Genomic DNA, 20,228 nt, shown 5'->3' with positions numbered 1-20,228 from the left:
CGCTGTTGCCAAACATTTATTCGCGCATCGTCATCACGCCGACTTTTTTATTGACCTCAACCCAAAGCAGCCCAGACTATGAAAACGACAGAGAATCTTATAGATAACATACCCAATGACTATAAAGCCCGATCAGCTGTATCTCCATCTACACCAAGTACGGGACGAGTTATCCTGCAAAGGTTAAAGGCGTTCAATACTTTCTGGGACAGCCGTTTCGAAGATTTAACCAAGGAGACCTGGGTTAAAACCACCTATCGCGATTTTAGCGCCGGTTTAATTGTTGCGCTGACGGCTATTCCGATGGCAATGGGATTCGCAATGGCCATGGGCCTGAGACCCGAGCAAGGCATCATTGCCGGTGCACTGGCATGCATGATCGGCCGTACCTGGGGCGGTTCTAAATATCAGGTGTACGGTCCCACTGCGGCTTTTATCCCCATTATTGCAGCGCTGATGGCTAAATACGGGGAAGCCGGCGGAGGAACGTTTGCTGAGGGCCACGGTTTTCTTGTTATGGTATCGCTGATCGCCGGTATCGTCCTGATGCTGATGGGGGTGTTTGGACTCGGCAAATACGCCAAACTGGTGCCCAACTCCATCATCGTCGGGTTTACCGCGGGTATTGCCGTGGCGATTGCGATGAGCAACTTCGAATCCATCCTGGGCATTGAATCTTTCGCCGACTTATTAGGTGAAGACGAAGATATTAAAGGAGGATTTTTACACAATATTTCGGCGGCTTACGCCAATATCGATAAAGTCAACATCTGGTCGGTAACCTTGGGTCTGGCGACTTTCATTTTGACTAAAGGTCTGTTGCGTATCTCCATTTTTATCCCTGCGCCGTTAATTGCCATCGGCGTCAGTACCTTGTTGGCTGCGACAGTCATGGCCGACAAAGGCGTCGTGCTGGTGCGGGACATTTACGGTTCCATTCCCAATAATTTCTTTGTCTTTACCCCACCTATAATGCCGACTATCAATGCGGGGGTGGCAATCGACATCGCCTATTTTGTTTCCGCCATTGTGTTCGTCTCGGCAGTTGAAAGTTTATTATGCTCTTCGATGGCCGACCGTATGGCCGACAACCGCAAAACACCGTTCAATCCCGATAAAGAGTTTTGGGGACAAGGCCTGGTTCAAGTCATCGTACCGATGGTCAACGGCTTTCCTTGCACCGGTGCCCTGGCGCGTACCGCTACCAGCATTAAAGCCGGCGCCGTAACACCGCTGGCCGGTTATTTCAAAGGCATACTTAAACTGGCTTTAGCCTATTACATAGCCAGTTATTTGGAAATGGTGCCAATGGCCTGTATCGGTGGTATTTTGTTGTGGGTTGCAACAAATATGATCAAAATTTCGGAAATCAAGGAAGTGCTTAACCACAATAAATTTCACGCCGGTTTGATGGTGTATACCGCGATAATGGTGCCGGCGACCGATTTTTTGACCGGCGTTCTTTCAGCGCTCGTCATTTATTTTGTCACCTACCGGTTTCTCGATAAACCTGCCGGGGAAACGAAAAGAGTGGAAAGAGCCGCAGCGCCGCTGTCTATCGAACAACCAAGCATCGTATCGACACCCGGTTGCTTCCATAGCGTAACCGTTCCATTAGCGATGACCGAGGATGATAAAGGGCTTTTGCGCTATGCGGCGCGCCTTGCCAAACTGGGCATCGGTAAAGAGTTCCATTTCGTTCATGTGATTACGCCAAATGAAAGAAAACGCAATGCCGCTTCGGATAAAGATTTAATAAGAGGTATGACCGAAGAAGTTCAAAGCTACTTTAACGGTGAGTTCAAGCATGTAAAAGTTGATTTCCAAGCGTTGGAAGGGCCGTCGCGCATGGATGAACTGGTTCATCTCACGTTGGCGGCCAAGTCCGACCTGATTTTACTGGGGCATCGCAATAACAGGTCGGGCCAGCGTTCTTTGGCGCGGCGCTTGGCGATGATTACAAATTGCTCGGTATGGATGGTTCCGCAAGAGAGTGATGCAGAGATTACGCGCATTATCGCGCCTATCGATTTCTCTCTGCCTTCGGCCGATAGCTTGTCGCAAGCAACCGCCTTGGCCCGTTCCAATAATATTGCCGAATGTTTGGCATTGCATGTCTTCTTCGACGAATCGGTGATTCGCTACGACGAGCATCAGGACATCGTTCGCGGCGAGGAGGCGGCGGCTTTCGCCAAGTTCATGACCGGCATCGATACCCACGGCGTCACGACCAAGCTAGCGTCCGAAGAAAGTATCAATGTCGCTCACGCCATTCTTCGCAAAGCCGGGGAATACAATGCCGATCTTATCGTGATAGGCACCCGGGGGCATAGCCGGGCAGCCACCATCCTGCTGGGCAGCGTAACGTCCCAAGTTATGGCGGAGTCTAAAATACCGGTACTGGCGATCAAACATGTTGATGACCGGATGACCTTAATGAAGGCATTATTATCCAGCCGGTTCATCGGCCATCCCGATCCGAAATCCAACTAACGGCCACTTTTTGATACCGATACTTGGGGACTAAAACCCAGTCCCCGGCTTTACCCAGACTGTCATTTGGCATAGACACCGTAATGACGAATTCCAGATGCCGGAATAAGCCGGTTCGAGCGATAGCGAGAACCGGTGTTTCCGGCAAACGCCTGCTCACGCCTCTTACCTACCCATCTAGGCAACGCCACCTCGCGCAACGCGTGGGACCGGATAAATAAAGACATCCTCCGCACGGCACACTCTATGACCATTAAATCACGGATGCAAAGGTTAAACCCCTTCCCTACGCTCAACATCCGTTCCAAAATGTAGACCTTCCAGGTTTTTAAAACCTGGAAGGTCTAACTCGCAAAATTGTGTATAACGACGAGCGCGCTGCATGGGAACGCGGCCGGCAGTGAATCACCGACAAGCCGCCTATCCACAATATCCGATACAATCATGCTTAAAAAGTCTCTTTTTGGGAAAATCTATGGGTTTCCAATGTCAGGGCTCCATTCGCCGAAGATCGCTGGCGCGAATCCACCTAAAGCATTTGTAGAAAAAGTAGCCGCCATTGATTAAAAGATGCCATTATGGAACGCAGCCCTAGCTTAAAGGCAATTATTGAAACGGCTGCGATTGGAATTATTGGAGGCCGCCCCGATATTACAACAGGCAAAGTAAGCATTTATGATGTTGGCTATGGGGCGATGCTACCCGGTTGCGTTGCCAATATGAACGGGACGCTTCTGCTGGAAAATGCTTCTAACGTGACTAAAGGATTATTAATATGATACACAAACACGCTCAATATTATTTCCGCCATCTAAAAGATGATTTTCCTGCCGGAATTGTAGTGTTCCTGGTCGCTCTGCCGTTATGTCTGGGCATCGCCTTGGCCTCCGGCGCACCGTTGTTTTCCGGATTGATTGCGGGCTTGGTCGGCGGGCTGATCGTCTCCTGGCTAAGCGGCTCGCAACTGAGTGTTTCAGGCCCCGCTGCCGGTCTTACCGTGATTGTATTCAACGCTATTGAAACCCTAGGTAGTTTTCAGGGATTGCTGGTCGCCTGTATTCTAGCGGGCATCATACAACTCACGTTGGGCTATCTCAGGGCCGGGATTATCGGCGCATTTTTCCCTTCCGCCGTCATTAAAGGCATGCTGGCGGCTATCGGCTTGATTTTGATCATCAAGCAGATTCCTCACGCCACCGGTTACGATACCAGTTATGAAGGCGATGAAAGTTATATGAGAGAAACGGCCAAATCGAGTTTCCTTGAGCTGTTCGATGCCTTCAGCGGCATTACGCCGGGCGCTGTTATTATCAGTACGGTTGCGTTGTTATTATTGATGATCTGGGAAATGCCCTGGTTTAAAAAACAGCGATTATTAAAACTGATTCCCGGTCCGTTAGTCGCGGTGGCATGGGGAGTCAGTTACAACTTATTCGCTACACAGTTCGCGCCCGCTTGGGCTGTCAGCGAAAAACATCTGGTCAAATTGCCCGTTTCCGAGCAAGCCGCCGATTTTTTCAACAACTTCATGCTTCCGGATTTTAGCTATCTGGCTAATCCGCAGGTCTACATTGTAGCTGCGACGCTGGCAATCATTGCCAGCCTGGAAACATTGTTAAGCCTTGAGGCGGTCGATAAACTCGATCCGTTGAAACGGCTCGCTCCAACCAATCGGGAATTAAAAGCCCAAGGAGTCGGAAATATTATCAGCGGATTATTAGGCGGCCTGCCGATCACTGCCGTCATTGTACGAAGCTCCGCCAATATCAATGCGGGTGGGCAAACCAGTCTGTCCTGTTTTATTCATGGCTTGTGTCTACTGCTGAGCGTGATGTTTCTTGCGCACTATTTAAACTTTATACCACTGGCCTGCTTATCGGCCATTTTGCTGCACACTGGTTATAAATTGGCGAAACCCGGTTTGTTTGTGGAATATTACAAGAAAGGCATGAGTCAATTTCTACCGTTTGCGATTACCGTGCTTGCGATTCTATTCACCGATTTATTAAAGGGCATGGTCATCGGCTTAGGTTTCGGTTTGTTCTTTGTTATCAAAGCTAATTATCACGCGGCGATTACATTAATTCAGGATGGTTCGCATTATATGCTGTCATTCAACAAAGACGTTTCTTTCCTGAATAAAGCCCTGCTCAGAAAATTCATCCTGAGCATTCAGGAAAACAGCACAGCAACCATTGATGCCAGCAAAGCCAAGTTTATCGATCACGACATTTTGGAAACAATCGAGGATTTTTTGGCTACGGCACCGGATGACAACATTAAAGTTGAAGTCATCGATTTGTACGGCAAAGAAAAAATCCAAAAACACGAGGCCGTCGTAGTGCTAAATGAGCGAGTTAAAGCCCAAGATATCGCTTCTTGAGAAGTTCCTAGCATTTATGTATGTTTTATCTATTGGATGAAGCTGGCATCTCTACTAATATTGAATCTCCAGGCAAACCTCAAAAACTGTTGCGCATATTGCGCAAACAAAGCAGTCGGCGGATGCTAATTTTCTGATGGAGAATAGAGTCATGCAGCGATTTACTTTCAAAACAAGCCACAACACCTTAGCCCTTGTCATAGCCGGAACGTTGGTAGCCGTCCCGGCGCTCGCTGACAAGCCATCATGGAACGGTCACGGTAAAGCCGGTAAACATCAGCGACACGAAAAACAAAGCCATGACCGGGACCGCGATGATCGGCAGTTTGATCAAAGAGACGAGCGCGATTATAGAGAAAACCGCTATTTCGACGACCGGCATCGAACTATCATCAATAATTACTATGCCGAGCAGTTTCATTCCGGCCATTGCCCGCCCGGACTCGCCAAGAAGCACAACGGCTGCATGCCGCCGGGACAGGCAAAGAAGTGGCAGATAGGCCGGCCGCTGCCGCGTGACGTGATTTACTACGATCTGCCTTCGGCCATCCTCGCCCAGATGGGGCTGCCGATGCCGGGCTACCGTTATGCCAGAGTGAATTCCGATATTCTGTTACTGTCGATAGGAACGGGAATGGTTGTGGACGCTATTATGGGGTTGAGTGGGAATTAGCTTCATAGGCAGGAATAAGACTTCCCCGAGAGTAGCGCAAGGGAAGTTTTCTTCCGGCGGATTCTGGCGAGGCATGCCGGAAACGCCAGTTTTCTACCACTCAAACAGACTTATTCCGATCTACTTGGTTGTAATGTTCAAAAAAGCATTGATTGCGTTATTGTACGAAGAAAATTAATCCATCCCTTTTTTATGCTATACAACATATAGATATATTTTTCACAGAAACTCAACATATTGTGTTTTATGAATATAAGTCAGTTGATAAGCTAATATTTTTTCATCAAGAGCGTGGCAACCACGTAAAGTTTTGTGTAAAGTTCGTCGAACTTAACTACAATCAAATTCATATAACTATTGGGAAATACCTCATGTACAGCTCCCTAGGCCATCTGATAAGAGCACCTTTGGTGTACACCGTTGCAATGGTTGAATATGCACCAATTCCAAAAATCGAATCGTACATTAATACCATTATGGAATCTTTAAGAAGCGATTACCCTGATATTGGAGACTATTTTACCCAATCATGGGAAGTTAATTTTAAAGAGTCAGGGACAATTGATACGCGAGAAAGAAAGGATAAAAATTGGAAGCTTAACAATGTGGATAATTCTTGGGGCGTTTCAATTAACGAAAACCGTGTGATTTTACAAACTACAAATTACACACATTTCAATGAATTCGCAGAAAAACTAACAAAAATATTGGAGATAATTTGCCCAATTGCTCGTATCGAATACACCAAAAAAATTGGAATACGATACATTGATAATATTTTTGCCAATGAACAATTGCCTTTAACTCGACAAGTTAAAGCTACTTTTTTAAGTCCAGATATATCAAATAAACTTAGTCCTGCACACTCAAGAATGGAACATGCTTATGACTCTGAAGAGGGAGTCCTGTATCTTCGTTGTTTTAGCTTGAAAGATCATCCAGGTGTTCCACCAGATTTAGCTGCTTTGGTTCAACAATTAATTGATGGTTCGGCGTTGATGCGACCTATAACGGAAAATTTTTTGCTACTTGATACGGATCATATCTATATGCCGACTTCTTTAATTAAATTAAATATTAGCGATGTGATTGCGAAACTTGATTTATTGCACCAAGGAGCGTCTATGGCTTTTCGCCAGATTGTGACCGAAGAAGCATTAACTTTTTGGAGAACAAATAATGTTAACTGAAGCTCCATTCATCGATTATGTAAATCCACAAACCTCATCATTACTATTTTTTAATGGAACAGCAGGATCTAGTCCGCCAGTAAATATTGAATCGACAGGAAGTATTAAACTATTTGTTATAAATAATAACCAAGGGATAAGAACCGAAAGAGATTTGTTTTCTAGCGAGATCAACAACTATCTTAAAGACTTTAATCTTGGGAAAGATCAATTGTCGAAAATACTCAATGTTTCGAGACCTACTCTAGATACGTGGCTTAATAATGAGAACTCACGACTGACAGAAACGAATCACACTAGGGTGCGCTTTGTAAAAGAGGCATTAAGTGAAATAGAAAAGACTGGTTACGCTGCCTCATTAGGACCAATGCTGAGAAAGCGCCTGGACGAAGATTGTTGCAGACTTTATGAAGCTTTAGTATCAAAAGAACCGGATATGAATGAAATTAAAAGCGCTATTAGACAAGCTAAATACAGGTTCATAGGTCAAAAAAATGCTCTTCTGTTGGATAAACTATCATCAAATGCTAAACCATTAGCTTAATGGAATGCAGTGTGTCAAAGATAGATCGTGAAATTCTAAAAAGTAATGGCTGGCAAATGGGGGCTTGCTTTACACAGTTTAGCTGCCCAGAGCTTGTGTCATCAATGGCTGAAAATCATTCGCAAGATGAATCTTTCGTTTTTATAGCTATTACGCATGATTGCGCCATTATTAATGATTCGTTGATTGCCGAACCATTCTTAGAATATATAGTGGCGCGTAAGATTGGTAAATTAGATGGAAACTTCACACACACGAAAAACCCTAGAAAGTTACATATAGAACTTGAAATTGATAACTCATCAATCCCTTTTGAACTGAATATTATTGATAGGGCATTTCTTAATAGAGCTTTGTTGTTAAAAAATAAGCCTGTACAGCATGTTCGGCTTATAGATTCGCAGAAAGCTACTTTAGTCCGGTGGTTAGCAAATCGTTATATGGGACAAGCGTTGCCCGATCAGTTCGAGAAAAGAATTGATCCAGTACGAGGTAAATTAAATAAGCTTTTGAGTAAAACTGAAGCTAATGGGATGTTGGCAATTTATATTGAATTGAATCCTAGAGATGAATTAGCAAGTGATAAAAACTACACATTAACAGTCGCTCTGATTTATGAAGAGGCTGCTTTTAGAAAGTTAATTGATGAAGATTGCCTTGATAGATATGTCGATAATATAAAGGTCGCTTTCCAGAACGCACCTGGAATAGATATTTCTGGAGTGGTACCACTTTCGGAAAAAGATTTTCCGTTATATGACCAAAGAAGAAAGATTCGCTGGCGTTCCGATCATTCTAGTTTTAAGCAAAATATGGATGATGTGGAAATGATAGAAGATCCGTGAACAATCTGTTGTTTAGGTCTTTCCACTTAATTTTGTAATAGAGACGGGGATATCAATGCGTTGCATTCCAAATCGGCTGCAAAAGCGTCTGGCATTGCTGCTCGAATGAATCGCCCAGCACCACTCCCAAGTTTGCCACATTACCGTAAAGCCGTCTGAGTTCCGGTTCGTAGGGTTGCTCTATAGCTTTGGTCAATTGTTCTATTGCCGCATCCAGTGCCGACTTTGAGGCGCGGCTGCTGGCCGCCAGCTTATGAGCCTGTTTGATATACGCGAAAGCCGGTTCAACAAAGAATGCATCGGGCTGTTCGCGGCCTAGCCGATAGATGTTTATCAATGACATTAAATGATCCGGTTGATAATGTTCCGGCAATAAGCTTAAGTCTTCATCGGCGCTGAGCAGGAACGTCGATTGCAGACCCGCGATTGCTTCTTTAGGCGTTGTATCGGTAGCCAAAGGCATGATCCCGACAGGCGGGTAGTTGCCGGGAGTGCTCAAAGCGGTCTGCTTTTGAACTTGATTAATTACCGCGTGATGCAGTAGGGCGCATATAAAATCCTTGCCTTTAAGGTTGGCGTAACGGTAAAGCAGGCTGCCGTTCTGGTAAAGGTTGCTCAGTTTGCCGACCAGTCGGCAGGAATTGATTGTGATGTCTATCGGCAAATCGTCTAACAGCGTGCCTAGGTTTTTGGCTTTAATTAATTCGACAAATTGGTTAATCGTCTTCTGTTGCCGCTCGAACTCCAGCTCGCCCGGCACACCGGCCAGCCATCGGCCCTGAGCTTGCAGTTTTTTTACGGATATTGGTTTGTCGTTTAACGCTTCGCGTATCCATTCATGATAAATAGCGTAACCGTCCAGCATGGCGATAGAGAACGGTTCGCGTTCTTCGGTGTCGGCTTCTATGCCGCTAAAGCGCAAATCCATTTGCCGACGCAAAAAATAGCGTTGCGGATGCTGGAAAAAACTGAACAATTCACCGAGTTCGATGACTTCGATTATTCTGGCGTCCTCAGCTTCTTTGGCGAGTTCTTTTTGCCACCATAAATTGACTGTGGCGGATGACGGCTTGCTGTCCCTGTCGGCCAGTGCTGTGGCGGTTTCGCAATCGGCTTCTGAAAAGCTGAATAAATTGGGCGTACCGTCGAAATAGCGTCGGCTAAATGGCTGTAATGGATGCCGGGTGGTTATGTTTTGATTTCCCCTCACCCAACCCTCTCCCTCTGGAGAGGGCTTTGCGCTGGCTAAGTCAGCCACTTGGTCACTGCCATACTTTAAAACTTCCAGCAATTCGCTGATCACCACCGACGGCGGAATCGCGTCATTATGGCTGATCGACTGGCCGATATAGGTCATGATCAATTGCTGCCTTGCCGACAGCAGGATTTCCAGAAACTGGTAACGGTCGTCGGCACGATGCGAGCGGTCGCCTTTACGGAAGTTACGAGCCAGCAAATCAAAAGTCGGGTGACGGTCGATTTTGGGGAATTCGCCGTCGTTCATGCCCAGTAAGGCGATCACTTTGAACGGGATCGAGCGCATCGGCAGCATCGAACAAAAGGTCAGTTGCCCGCGCAAAAAACCGTTGGACGATTTTCGTTCGGCAACCATGCCTTCCAGCCAGGCCACAATCACTTGCAGTTCGACGGCATCGTTATGCACTGCGGGCAACTCATCGGACAGTTCGGCCAGCAGTTCGTTAAGCTGCTGGCGTTCGGCGGGTTCCGCAGCCGACAATAACTGGTCGGCGTAATAATAAAGCTGCGCACTCCAGTTTTTCAGGGTTTTCGCTTGCTTCAAGTCCTTGCCGGCTTTAAACAATAGTTGCATAAAATCGCACAGACCGCCCAGTGCCAGCGCAGGGGAGCCTTCAATATCTTTGTACGGCAGTATGCCTAAAACAAAATCCTGGTCGCTGCCCACTGCGTAGCCCATCAGCAACCTGTCCAGCGCCGCTTGCCAAGTGTTTTCGCTAAGTTCGGGCAGGCCGAGTTCCTGCTTGTGCTCCGCCGACTTGCCCCAGCGGACATGCGTATCCTGCACCCAGTGCTTGATCAATTCCAAATCGACTTCGGACAAACCGAAGCCCGGATAAACGACCGGCTGTTCCAGTAAATCAAGCACTGCCTGCCAGCCGAAGCGGCTTTGGCTCAAATTTAAAAATCGGATGAATGCGTCCAGCGCATTGTTGCTCAGGCGCAAGCTTCGGTCGGCGATGGCGTGCTGTATGTCGTCGAACACGGCGGAAATAAACGGCTCGTAGACCTGAATATCCGGGGCCATCACCACAATGTCGCGCAGCTCCAGCGTGGGGTCGCTTTCCAAGGCTTGCAGCAATTGATTTTTCAGTACTTCCACCTCGCGCATCCGGGAATGGCAGGCATGGATGCTGATTGAGTTATCGGCTTGCAGGCTTGGTTCGTCCAGCCGGTTGTTTAAAATACCGTTTTGCAAACGTTGCAAGTTATTGTTTGCCTCGGCGGGTTCAAAGCTTTCCGGTTCAAAATCGAACTGCGCCTGCTCCAGCAACATCTCCTGAAACTCGCGCCCTTGCTGGCCTAATGTCGACAACAACGGATGGCCGGAAAAGTTTTCATCATTCATCCGCTGTCTTTTGTTCGCCAAGTCGGCCCAAAAGTCCTGCGCCGGATTGAGCAGGAAAAGATGCAGCTGGCAATGTTTGGACAGGCCTTGCAGATAACTTAAAAACAAAGGCGGCATGGTGTTAAGCCCGAATACCGAAATCCGCTCCGGCAACTGTTCGCTGAATGCGCCTTCTTTTGCGGCATTCAACTTGGCGATTACATCCAGCCATAACGAGCCGCGATGCTTGTTGCCGGTCTGTTCGGTTATTTGCAGCCATAGCGCTTGTTGCCAAACTTCGGCGGTTGTTTGATATAACAGTTGGCCTTTTTGCCACGCCGCCAACATATCCGGCCGCATCATCTGGTATTGATCGAAAATCTGCGCCAGTTGCTGGGCTAACTGGTAACGTTTTAAATCGATATTCTCTCCCGACAGGTATTGTGTTAGCGGCAAAAACGTATCGCCGTCCAGTTTGCGCAGCAATGCCTCAATCCGCCAGAGCATTAAATTACGCTCAAAAGCCGCATCGCTTAAGCGGCTGTCGATGTTCTGAGCCAGAGAACTGAAAAACTTGCCCGGAAATAAATATTCGTAATTTCCCCAGACCTTAAATTGACTGGCTAACTGCTGCGATAACCACCGCTCCATGCCCTGGCTTTGGATCAGGAAAACTTCCTTGGCAAAAGGCGACGACAGCGGTGAGTTTTCGATGACTACGGTCAGGTGGGCGACCAGGTTTTCTGTCTTATTGGAGCTGTGCAGGATGAACATGAGCGGTTTTATTTATTGTTCGCATTTTTAGAAACCAGCTGTAATCGTTGTGTAAATTTTGTCCTGAAAACGTAGGGCGTGCCGTGCGCGCCTTAGCTCCCAAGGCGCGCACGGCACGCCTTACGGCAGATGCCTCTCTTAGAAACGGCCGCAAGAGCACAAAAATTTTCTGGACAACTCTATCTGAGGTATTATCACACACCATTTAATTACCCATAACTAAAATCAGGATGACCTTATGACACAAGACGAATTAAAACAAAAAGTAGCTCAAGCCGCTTTGGAGTATGTTAAAGGTGTCGGCATTGTCGGCGTAGGCACCGGCTCTACGGTGAAGCATTTCATTAATTATTTGGCCGACATTAAGGCCGATATTGAAGGCGCGGTTTCCAGTTCCGAAATGAGCACCGCACAATTAAAACAAGTCGGCATTCCTGTGCTGGACCTGAACGCAGTCGGTACGCTGGATGTTTACGTTGACGGAGCTGATGAAGTCAATCCGCACAAATATATGATTAAAGGCGGCGGCGGCGCGTTGACCCGCGAAAAAATCATCGCAGCGGCCAGCAAGAAATTCATCTGTATCGCCGACGAAACCAAATGCGTCGATGTTCTGGGCAAATTTCCTTTGCCGGTTGAAGTCATTCCGATGGCCAGAAGTTATGTTGCCAGGGAAATGGTTAAATTAGGCGGACAGCCAGTGTGGCGGGAAAACTTTATCACCGATAACCACAATGTGATTCTCGATGTGCATAACCTGGACATTATCGATCCGATCAAAATGGAACAAATCATCAACAACATTACCGGCGTAGTCACCGTCGGCATTTTTGCGATGCGTCCAGCGGATGTCGTACTGATCGGCAAGGGTACTGAAGTCGCTACGTTTTAAAATATATAGCCCTCGTTCCCACGTAGCGCGCTCGTTGTACGGTATACACAAATTATTAAACGACTAGGACAGGATTACCCTGTCCCGTCTGTTAAGAATGCGGCCAGTTAGACCTTCCAGGTTTTAAAAACCTGGAAGGTCTGCCTATCGGCATGTCTCCCGACGCCAGATCTAGGACTGTCGGAATAGAGACTTGTATATAACGACGGGCGCGTTGCGTGGGAGCGAAATAAAGTTGTAGCTCTTCCATTGCGGGTACCGCCCGCTCCTACAATGCTTAACCCTTGCCCATTCCGGAGAACTCCCGATGAATCATACAGACATGTTGGCCGTAGCATTCGCCGAAGCGCAGGCCGGTTTTGATGAGGGCGGCGTGCCGGTTGGCGCGGCGTTGTTCGATGCTGATGGTAATTTACTCGGACGCGGCCGCAACCGCCGGGTGCAAGATAACGATCCGTCCATCCACGGCGAAACCGACGCGTTTCGCAAAGCCGGCCGCCAAACCAATTACCGCGACAAATTTTTGGTGACGACATTGGCGCCTTGCTGGTATTGCTCGGGTTTGATCCGACAATTCAATATCGGCACCGTTGTGGTCGGCGAATCGGTCAACTTCGAGGGTCACTTGAATTGGCTCAAAGACGCAGGAGTTAAAGTCGTTGAAATGAACGATGCCGATTGTATTTCACTGATGCAGCGCTTTATCCAGCATTCTCCGCAAATCTGGTTTGAAGATATCGGCGAATGTGATTGTGTTTAAGGCCTGCAAGACCTTCTTTTGATGATCTCATAAATTGCGCTTAGGCTGATTACGGACTTATACTCATTTCCGCAAGCTTCCACAATGAAAGGAGGATCCGGATGCCATCATGGCTCATATTCGTGATTATTGGTCTTATTGGAGGTATCGCGTCGGGTTTCTTCGGTATCGGCGGAGGCCTAGTTATCGTACCGGCGCTTATTTACTGGGCCGGTTTCTCTCAGCACATGGCGACGGGAACAACCATTGCAGTGCTGCTTCCTCCCATTGGTCTTGCTGCGGCATTCGAATATTACCGGCACGGAAACGTAGATGTGAAGGCTGCCATCATTCTTGCCGTGACCATGTTCCTGGGAGCCTGGATTGGAGCTTACTTCGCAAATCAAATGCAAGGGCCGCAGCTTCGTCTGATCTTCGGCCTCTTTGTTTGCGGCATTGGGGTATACCTCATCTATGGTACTTGTAAGCGCCTCGGATGGATTTAACGGGTTTTACTACTTGCTGCATTTTTTATGTAAAATTGGCTCATTCTTCATTCGCTTAGAGATTCTTAAAAACATTCGTGACAACTTTATTCCCTATTCCTAAAAACCATCCCCAACGCTTTGTACTTCATAACGAAGTTCACGCCCGAGCACCGGTTAATCTCAATCTACCGGTCAGAGCCAGCCATCTTGCATTATTACTGTCGACTGAAGAAAAAATGCAGGAACGTAAGCACTTGGTAACGCTTTGCGAGCGGTTCGGCGTTACACCGCCCGAAAAAGAAGCGGATCAATTTAGTGCGACTTTCAATTCTTTTCAGATACGTTGGGAACAACATGGCGAGTTCAGTACTTACAGTTTTTATGTACATGACACCCCTAAAGAGCCTTTTACGGATTGCGCGTTAAAAAAAGTTCCGGTGGATTGGATGTCGCAATTAACCGGGCAACTGATTGTCGCGGCTCATGCATCCATCGTTTCCGCTGCCGATATTGATTACGATGAGAATGCGGATTTGTCGTCTTTATCGGTTTACTTTGCGAACAACGCCGTCATCGGTTCTAAAGTAACCGGCGGTGCCGCCTCGGTATTTACGGATTTTCGCATTCACGTTGACGGTTTCAGCCGCTTTTTGATCATTAACCATGGCTTAAGAACCGAACAGGCAGGGCGATTATTGCAGCGGTTATTTGAAATTGAAGTGTACCGGGTTATGGCGTTGCTGGCTTTTCCTATCGCGCGCAAACTATACCCGGCATTAAATAAATCCGACCGGCAGCTGTATACGATCACTAACGCAATGACGTTACCTGACAATAATGATGGCGAATTATTGGACGAGCTAACCACATTGGCCGCTGAGATTGAAAATTATATATCCAGTAATCACTTCCGCTTTGCGGCTGCCAGTGCCTATTATCAATTGGTCGAACAACGTGTAAACGATTTGCGTGAAGTTCGGATTCAAGGCATTCAAACCTTGGGTGAATTTATCAAACGACGTTTGGAACCGGCAATTAATACTTGCGAATCAATCTCGCGCCGCTTTACCCAGCTTTCCGAACGCGTCAGCAACGCCAGTCAGTTACTGCGCACGCGTGTCGACATCGTTATCGAGAAACAAAATCAGGGCTTACTCACGTCAATGGCTTTGCGGGCAAAAATGCAATTACGGATGCAACAAATGGTTGAAGGCATTTCGATGGTCGCCATTACTTATTACGCGGCCAGCCTGATCGGCAAAATAGCCGAAGTGTTTCATACGATGGGATGGAAAGTTAACCCGGAAACCGTCGAGGGCATTTCTATTCCGTTTATTTTGATTATTTTCGCTATTAGCACTAAACGGATTCATAAGATTATTGCTAATACTACTGAGTAACAGAGTTTCGTCCTAGCCGTGTCAATAAACCGCGTCATGTCCACCGACATTGACCGGAATGATTTCTTTTTTCTCTGTAACCAGCAATTCCAGCGTGATGCGGTAAGAAAGATTGATTGAAACCGAATGCAGGCCGTCAAGCCGTCCGCTCAGAGAGTGTAAGCGTAGTCCAGGATGGAAGGGGTTAGCTTCAAGCAATTGCAGGGTTTTGAGGTATTGCTGTTTCAATTCCGGGTGCCGTTTGAGAAAACGGTCGGCCCGACGGGTGTATTGGTCGGTGAAAACCAATGTATAGCTCATTCAGTGTTATCCAAACGCGCCAAATGGTCTGTTGCCGACTCCTTGATGAACCGCCCTGCGGCCAGATCGGCTCGTGTTTCGGCCAGCGCGGCCTCTAGTTCGCATTCCCGCAGATAGTGGTAATGAGCAATATCCATCACCACAAAACGATCCTTGCCGCGCACCGAAATAATCGCCTCGGGTTGATGCGCAAGTTCGGCCTCGATAGCGGAAACGCCCTTTGTTTTGAGATCGTTGGCGCTAATGCTGGACATGATTTTCTCCTGGTTTAGTGCGTTGTGTAGTACATTGGATCACATTATGGATAGCACTGCAAAGCGTATTTTAAACCAGGTGATTTTTTCCTTCATCCTTCCATGCGCTACGTCATCGCCGTTAAATTAAGAGGTAATCTATTTTGTAGACGCGAATTTATTCGCGCTTTTTAACAATATTCAAACATAACTATTTTCGGCTCGAATAATGATCGTGATCGCCACACTCAAGCTAACCGTGGGCTTATAACTCCACATTCGCGTAGCAGTGAAAACAATGTAAAAACAATCAATCAGGTCTCGTCTTTGCCAAGCCAATGTTCCACAGTAGGGGGCTGATAATCGACATAGCGGTCCAATAGCGCTTCCGGGCCGGATTCCACCATCAACATGGCACGGTGATGGTGTTTAACGAATTTCTCTGCCCTTACGTGATCTAAGAATTCAATCAACGAATCGTAATAACCTTCCACATTAAGCAAACCGCAAGGCTTCTGGTGAAATCCCAGCTGTGCCCAAGTCCAAATCTCAAATAACTCCTCAAGCGTTCCTATGCCTCCGGGGAGCGCTATAAATCCGTCTGAAAGCTCGGCCATCAGCATCTTCCTCTCATGCATGGACTGGGTGACATGCAGTTCGGTCAGATGCTGATGTGCGACTTCCTTATGCGCCAAGGCCTTAGGTATAACGCCGATAGCCTGGCCGCCTAGCTTTAACACTTGATCCGCCATCATGCCCATAATGCCGATGCTGGCGCCTCCGTAAACCAGTTTGATGTTCCGGTTGACTAATGACTCGGCCATTGACAGAGCGGCCGAAGCATACGCATCGAGCCGCCCCGAACTAGAGCCGCAATAAATACAAATGCTGTTAATTGACGTCATGCTTTCATTCTCAATAATACGAGAGCAATCAATTCACCTCAAAAATTAAACGCCTTAGCCCTACTCGCCTGCACCTTAAACTGCTTCAACCAGGATTTCCCGGACAATTTTTCAGCCAACGCCACAGCAAGATGCTGCGGATCGACGCCCATGCCTTTATTCCGGCCCAGCCCCTGCATACAGGACGGGCAATTGGTCAGGATTGTGGCTCTGCCTTTTTCCGGCATGACTTCCGCCAGCGATTCGCGTTTGCGATGCAGCATCGCAGCGGAAATGTCGGGACGCGACAGCGACAGCGTTCCCGCCTCTGAACAGCAATTGGGCACTGGCTGAACGCTGCCGAATCCGCCGAGCTTATCGAGCACGTCCAGCGCCTTGCCGTCCAGCGAATCGTGACAGGGAGCGTGATACAGATAACTCTCGCTGCCGGTGCCCGCCAAATGCAAGTCCCGCTCCAGCGCATAACGGGTTATGTCGACTAGCCGACCGCCGAACAATTTGGCTGCTTCCATCTCATTCAGCCCCTCGCGGCAGGTTCCGCAGGTCACCACACAGCCGTCGAACTCCAGATGGGTGAACATGTCCCGGATTTGATTGAGCAGGATCGTCACGCGCAAACCGTTTTGCGAATGCATTTCGGTCTGACCGTTGGCGTAAGCCGGAAATCCGCAGCACAGGAAAGGCGGTGGCAAAACCACCCGGATTTTTAACCCCATCAAGACATGAATGGCCGCCATTGATATGTCGGATACCATGCGTTCGGAACCGCAACCCGGAAAATAGAAGACGGTGCGTTCGGCTTCCTGTTCGGGTTCAAACACCAAAACCTGGTCGTCCTTGCAGTCGGGCAACAAATCACGCAATGTAAGTGCCGGCACAGCCGGCATCGGCGAACTCAGCAGTTGCAACGGGTAATGCTTGGATTGGCCTTTTTTCGGTTGCAGCGGCTTGGCTAACAACGTGCCTAGCTGCTGTCCTGCAACACCGGCCCGAAGTACGCCGAAGCGGAACACTTTATTGAACGCCGGCGAGCCGCTGTTCAAGTAGCGCAGCGTCATTTTGGTCGCTGGCGGCATGCGCTTATAACCCCAATCCGCCAGAATCCGGCGTTCCAACACCGATACGTCGGCGGAATCTATATCGACCGGACAAGGCTTGGCGCATTTGTGGCAGGTCGTGCAATGATCGGACACTTCTTCCAACCATTGCAGCAATTCGAATTGCGTCGAATATTCGCGCTGCGCGTCGAACAGCAGGGCTTCGATAATCGCGCCGATCGCCAAATTCTTGTTGCGCGGATGGTAAAACAGGCTGCCCGCAGGATGAAAAACGCCGCAATCGGGTTTGCATTTTCCGCAACGCACGCAATGAGCGATTTTGTTTGCCAGCTCTTCGAGTTGGCCGTGACGCAAAATGCGCGCCTCCAGTCCTAGTAAGTTGAACGATGGAGTGAAGATATGTTCCAGTGCGTCAAAATCTTCAAGCTTGCCGGGATTCATCAGACCTGTAGGATCGACTTCGCGACGATAGGCGCTCAGATCGGCTATGCGCTCTTTTTCCAGATACTTGAGTTTGGTGACGCCGATGCCGTGCTCACCGGACACCACGCCGCCCAATTCAACGACTTTAAACATGACTTGGTCGATGACTTCACCCGAGCGTTCCAGCATGTCCCGGTCATTGGACAACACCGGCAAGTTCACATGCACGTTGCCGTCTCCGGCGTGCATGTGGGTTGCCAGCACGATACGCCGGTCACGCACTTCCTGATGGGCAATATCTACGGCGGCAATAATTTTTGGGAATCCGCGAGCCAATTCGACGAACTCCTGCCTGAAATCATTGATGATAGCCAAGCTGCGTAATGTTTTTTCATCGGCTAGAGGTAGCGTGTTCTTGGCGGTCGTATAAAGATATAGCGCAACGCTGGACCGCGCCGCAAATGAATCGGCATTGTCTTCAACCGGAGGATCGCGAAATAGAGCCGCCGCCCGATCCAGAAACTTCATCTGGGCGTAACGTTCTTCTTCTACATTGACCTCGTCGATAAAGCGAGCAAATTCGGCCAATGTTTCCAGCGGAATCACGACATCCTCATTCAGCTTAAAAGCGTTGGTGCGCCGGGCAATCGCCCCGAATTTTTTACGGTCTGCCCAGTATCGCTCCGCTTCGGCCGCATCGTGCGCTTCAAAGAGTTCGCTATTGGGGTGCCGGTCCAAAATGGCGCGTATTTTATCGATTCCCCGCTGTGCTTGATCTAAATTGTGTCCTGCAACATCGATTAACAGAACGGCTTTCGGCGTTTTGAAACTGCTTGATTTGACTTGATAATCGATCGCGCGCACATACTCGTCATCGAAATGCTCCAGCGCCACCAGAGTGTCTTCGCCTTGGTCGGGAAACGGAAACGCCTTAGATAACTCAACAATTACACGGCTGGCTTCTTCCATGTCCTGCCCGAAAAACTCCAGGCAAATCGTGCGCATGGCTTCGAATTTCGGATAAAGAATGAATTCTGCCGAGGTGATAATGCCGTCGGTGCCTTCTTTTTGTAAGCCCGGAACGCCGCCCAACGCTTTGTTGGTGATGTCTTTCCACAGGCCTTTTTTCCTGATTTCGCTGCCTTTTAACACAATGATCTTGAGCGACTCGCCGTTGTCATCGAGCACTTCGAAAGTCACGTTATCTTCCGGCAAAATTTTGCGTAATTGATGATCGATTCTGCGCACTTCCCAACGCTTGCCGCCGGGCATCGCCATTCTCCATGAAATCAGGTTGTCGATGCAGGTACCCCAACGCACCGCGCATTTGCCGCCGGCGTTTTCGGATATGTTGCCGCCTATCGACGACGCCCAGGCGCTGGTCGGGTCGGTCGCAAACACCAAGCCCCGGTTGCTTGCATATTGGTGGGCTTTTTCGGTGATCACGCCGACTTCAACTTCAAGCACTTGGGCCACGGCGGTCTGTCCGTCCCACAGTTTGAATTCCATGTCCCGCGTGCCGCGGATGCGGTCGAGCTTTTCCGTGTTAATCACCACGCAATCGGGACGTAGCGGCACCGCGCCGCCGGTCAGACCCGTACCGCCGCCGCGCGGCACGGCTTTGAGCCCCATTTTGGCAATGGCCGTGAGCAGCGGCACAATTTGGTCTTCTTTGTCCGGCATCACCACCGCGACCGGCAGGAACAAACGCCAGTCGGTCGCATCGGTCGCGTGAGAGACCAATGTAAACGGATCGAACAATACGTTGCTGACGCCCGTCACTGCGCCTAGTTCTCTTTTCATGCGGCGGCGCAAGCCCGGTACGCTTTCGACATCCTTACGAAAATCGTCCAGCAGTTGGCGGGAAGCGATCAGCACTTTATGCACCCTGGCTTCATCTCCGATATTCTGTTCGATAATACCCAAGTGTTTATCGGCATTGTCGAACATACGCTTGCGTCTGCTGGCCGAACTGACCAGCTCCTGGAGAAGATAAGGATTGCGTCGATAAATCAAAATCTCCCCAAAAAAACGCATCAGTAAACGGGCTGAGCGTCCGGTTACACGCCGGTCGCGCAGTTCCTCCAAAATTAAGGCGATTTCCGGACCCAGCAGGAAAGATACGACCTGCCAGTCATCCGCAGACGTATAGTTAAACGGAATTTCCCTATAGCCTCTGGGAATGGTTATTGTAGAATCGGCTTCGGTTTTTAAGGTGGTTGGCGACATTTATCTTATCCGGGGTAGCGTCAGCATAATGCATTGTCTCTAATGATTGAGACGGGATGATGACAAAATATCAGC

General features: G+C 48.4%; 17 protein-coding genes. 11 read left to right on the top strand and 6 right to left on the bottom strand.

Features of this window, described 5'->3' with window-relative positions:
- The first annotated feature begins 78 nt into the window (after positions 1-78).
- A complete protein-coding gene (locus EPO18_RS07710; protein WP_292432680.1) occupies positions 79-2,493 on the top strand; it encodes a SulP family inorganic anion transporter in 2,415 nt (804 codons plus the stop codon).
- Here EPO18_RS07710 and EPO18_RS07705 read toward each other — a convergent pair.
- Positions 2,462-2,653 (bottom strand): hypothetical protein, encoded by a 192-nt coding sequence (locus EPO18_RS07705; RefSeq protein WP_292432678.1) that lies wholly within the window; start codon positions 2,651-2,653, stop codon positions 2,462-2,464. The genes EPO18_RS07710 and EPO18_RS07705 overlap by 32 nt on opposite strands.
- 418 nt (positions 2,654-3,071) lie before the next feature.
- Between EPO18_RS07705 and EPO18_RS07700 the strand changes: the two genes are divergently transcribed.
- From EPO18_RS07700 to EPO18_RS07675, 6 genes are all read left to right on the top strand, one after another.
- On the top strand, positions 3,072-3,272 hold the full coding sequence (locus tag EPO18_RS07700; RefSeq protein WP_292432677.1) for a hypothetical protein: 201 nt from the start codon (positions 3,072-3,074) through the stop codon (positions 3,270-3,272).
- Positions 3,269-4,876 carry a SulP family inorganic anion transporter gene (locus tag EPO18_RS07695; protein WP_292432676.1) on the top strand — a complete coding sequence of 536 codons (1,608 nt, stop codon included), beginning with the start codon at positions 3,269-3,271 and terminating at the stop codon, positions 4,874-4,876. The genes EPO18_RS07700 and EPO18_RS07695 overlap by 4 nt, the downstream gene beginning before the upstream one ends.
- A 151-nt stretch (positions 4,877-5,027) precedes the next feature.
- Entirely contained in the window at positions 5,028-5,549 is a 522-nt protein-coding gene (locus EPO18_RS07690; protein ID WP_292432674.1) for a hypothetical protein, read from the top strand.
- Between the two features lie 371 nt (positions 5,550-5,920).
- Positions 5,921-6,739 (top strand): TIGR04255 family protein, encoded by an 819-nt coding sequence (locus tag EPO18_RS07685; RefSeq protein WP_292432671.1) that lies wholly within the window; start codon positions 5,921-5,923, stop codon positions 6,737-6,739.
- Positions 6,729-7,283 (top strand): hypothetical protein, encoded by a 555-nt coding sequence (locus EPO18_RS07680; RefSeq protein WP_292432669.1) that lies wholly within the window; start codon positions 6,729-6,731, stop codon positions 7,281-7,283. The genes EPO18_RS07685 and EPO18_RS07680 overlap by 11 nt, the downstream gene beginning before the upstream one ends.
- A gap of 11 nt (positions 7,284-7,294) precedes the next feature.
- Complete coding sequence (locus tag EPO18_RS07675; protein WP_292432667.1) at positions 7,295-8,128, top strand: hypothetical protein; 834 nt, start codon at positions 7,295-7,297, stop codon at positions 8,126-8,128.
- 52 nt (positions 8,129-8,180) lie between these two features.
- Here the strand turns inward: EPO18_RS07675 and recC are convergent, their stop codons facing one another.
- Positions 8,181-11,486, bottom strand: coding sequence for an exodeoxyribonuclease V subunit gamma (recC, locus tag EPO18_RS07670; protein WP_292432665.1), 3,306 nt, complete (start codon positions 11,484-11,486; stop codon positions 8,181-8,183).
- Positions 11,487-11,724: 238 nt separating this feature from the next.
- On the opposite strand from recC, the gene rpiA reads away from it, so the two are divergent.
- The 4 genes from rpiA (at position 11,725) to EPO18_RS07650 (ending at position 15,005) form a co-directional block, all read left to right on the top strand.
- Positions 11,725-12,378, top strand: a complete 654-nt coding sequence (gene rpiA / locus EPO18_RS07665) for a ribose-5-phosphate isomerase RpiA (RefSeq protein WP_292432663.1) — start codon at positions 11,725-11,727, stop codon at positions 12,376-12,378.
- A gap of 307 nt (positions 12,379-12,685) precedes the next feature.
- Complete coding sequence (locus tag EPO18_RS07660; RefSeq protein WP_292432661.1) at positions 12,686-13,138, top strand: nucleoside deaminase; 453 nt, start codon at positions 12,686-12,688, stop codon at positions 13,136-13,138.
- A gap of 59 nt (positions 13,139-13,197) precedes the next feature.
- The gene (locus EPO18_RS07655) at positions 13,198-13,623 is read left to right on the top strand and encodes a sulfite exporter TauE/SafE family protein (protein ID WP_363331488.1); all 426 of its coding nucleotides are present in this window, start codon (positions 13,198-13,200) and stop codon (positions 13,621-13,623) included.
- 77 nt (positions 13,624-13,700) lie between these two features.
- Positions 13,701-15,005, top strand: a complete 1,305-nt coding sequence (locus EPO18_RS07650; protein ID WP_292432659.1) for a DUF3422 family protein — start codon at positions 13,701-13,703, stop codon at positions 15,003-15,005.
- Positions 15,006-15,026: 21 nt separating this feature from the next.
- Here EPO18_RS07650 and EPO18_RS07645 read toward each other — a convergent pair whose 3' ends face one another.
- The 4 genes from EPO18_RS07645 to EPO18_RS07630 form a co-directional block, all read right to left on the bottom strand.
- Entirely contained in the window at positions 15,027-15,305 is a 279-nt protein-coding gene (locus EPO18_RS07645; protein ID WP_292432657.1) for a type II toxin-antitoxin system RelE/ParE family toxin, read from the bottom strand.
- Positions 15,302-15,559: a type II toxin-antitoxin system Phd/YefM family antitoxin gene (locus tag EPO18_RS07640; protein ID WP_292432655.1), complete on the bottom strand. Its 258-nt coding sequence runs from the start codon at positions 15,557-15,559 to the stop codon at positions 15,302-15,304. The genes EPO18_RS07645 and EPO18_RS07640 overlap by 4 nt, the downstream gene beginning before the upstream one ends.
- Positions 15,560-15,852: 293 nt before the next feature.
- Complete coding sequence (locus EPO18_RS07635; RefSeq protein WP_292432653.1) at positions 15,853-16,443, bottom strand: LOG family protein; 591 nt, start codon at positions 16,441-16,443, stop codon at positions 15,853-15,855.
- A gap of 38 nt (positions 16,444-16,481) precedes the next feature.
- A complete protein-coding gene (locus tag EPO18_RS07630) occupies positions 16,482-20,153 on the bottom strand; it encodes a DUF3683 domain-containing protein (protein ID WP_292432650.1) in 3,672 nt (1,223 codons plus the stop codon).
- Between the last annotated feature and the right edge of the window lie 75 nt (positions 20,154-20,228).

The organism is Methylobacter sp. (genome assembly GCF_004322395.1).
Taxonomy (GTDB): domain Bacteria; phylum Pseudomonadota; class Gammaproteobacteria; order Methylococcales; family Methylomonadaceae; genus Methylobacter_A.
Note: the sequence above shows the minus strand (reverse complement) of the source record. Positions and strands in the feature narration are given on the sequence as shown.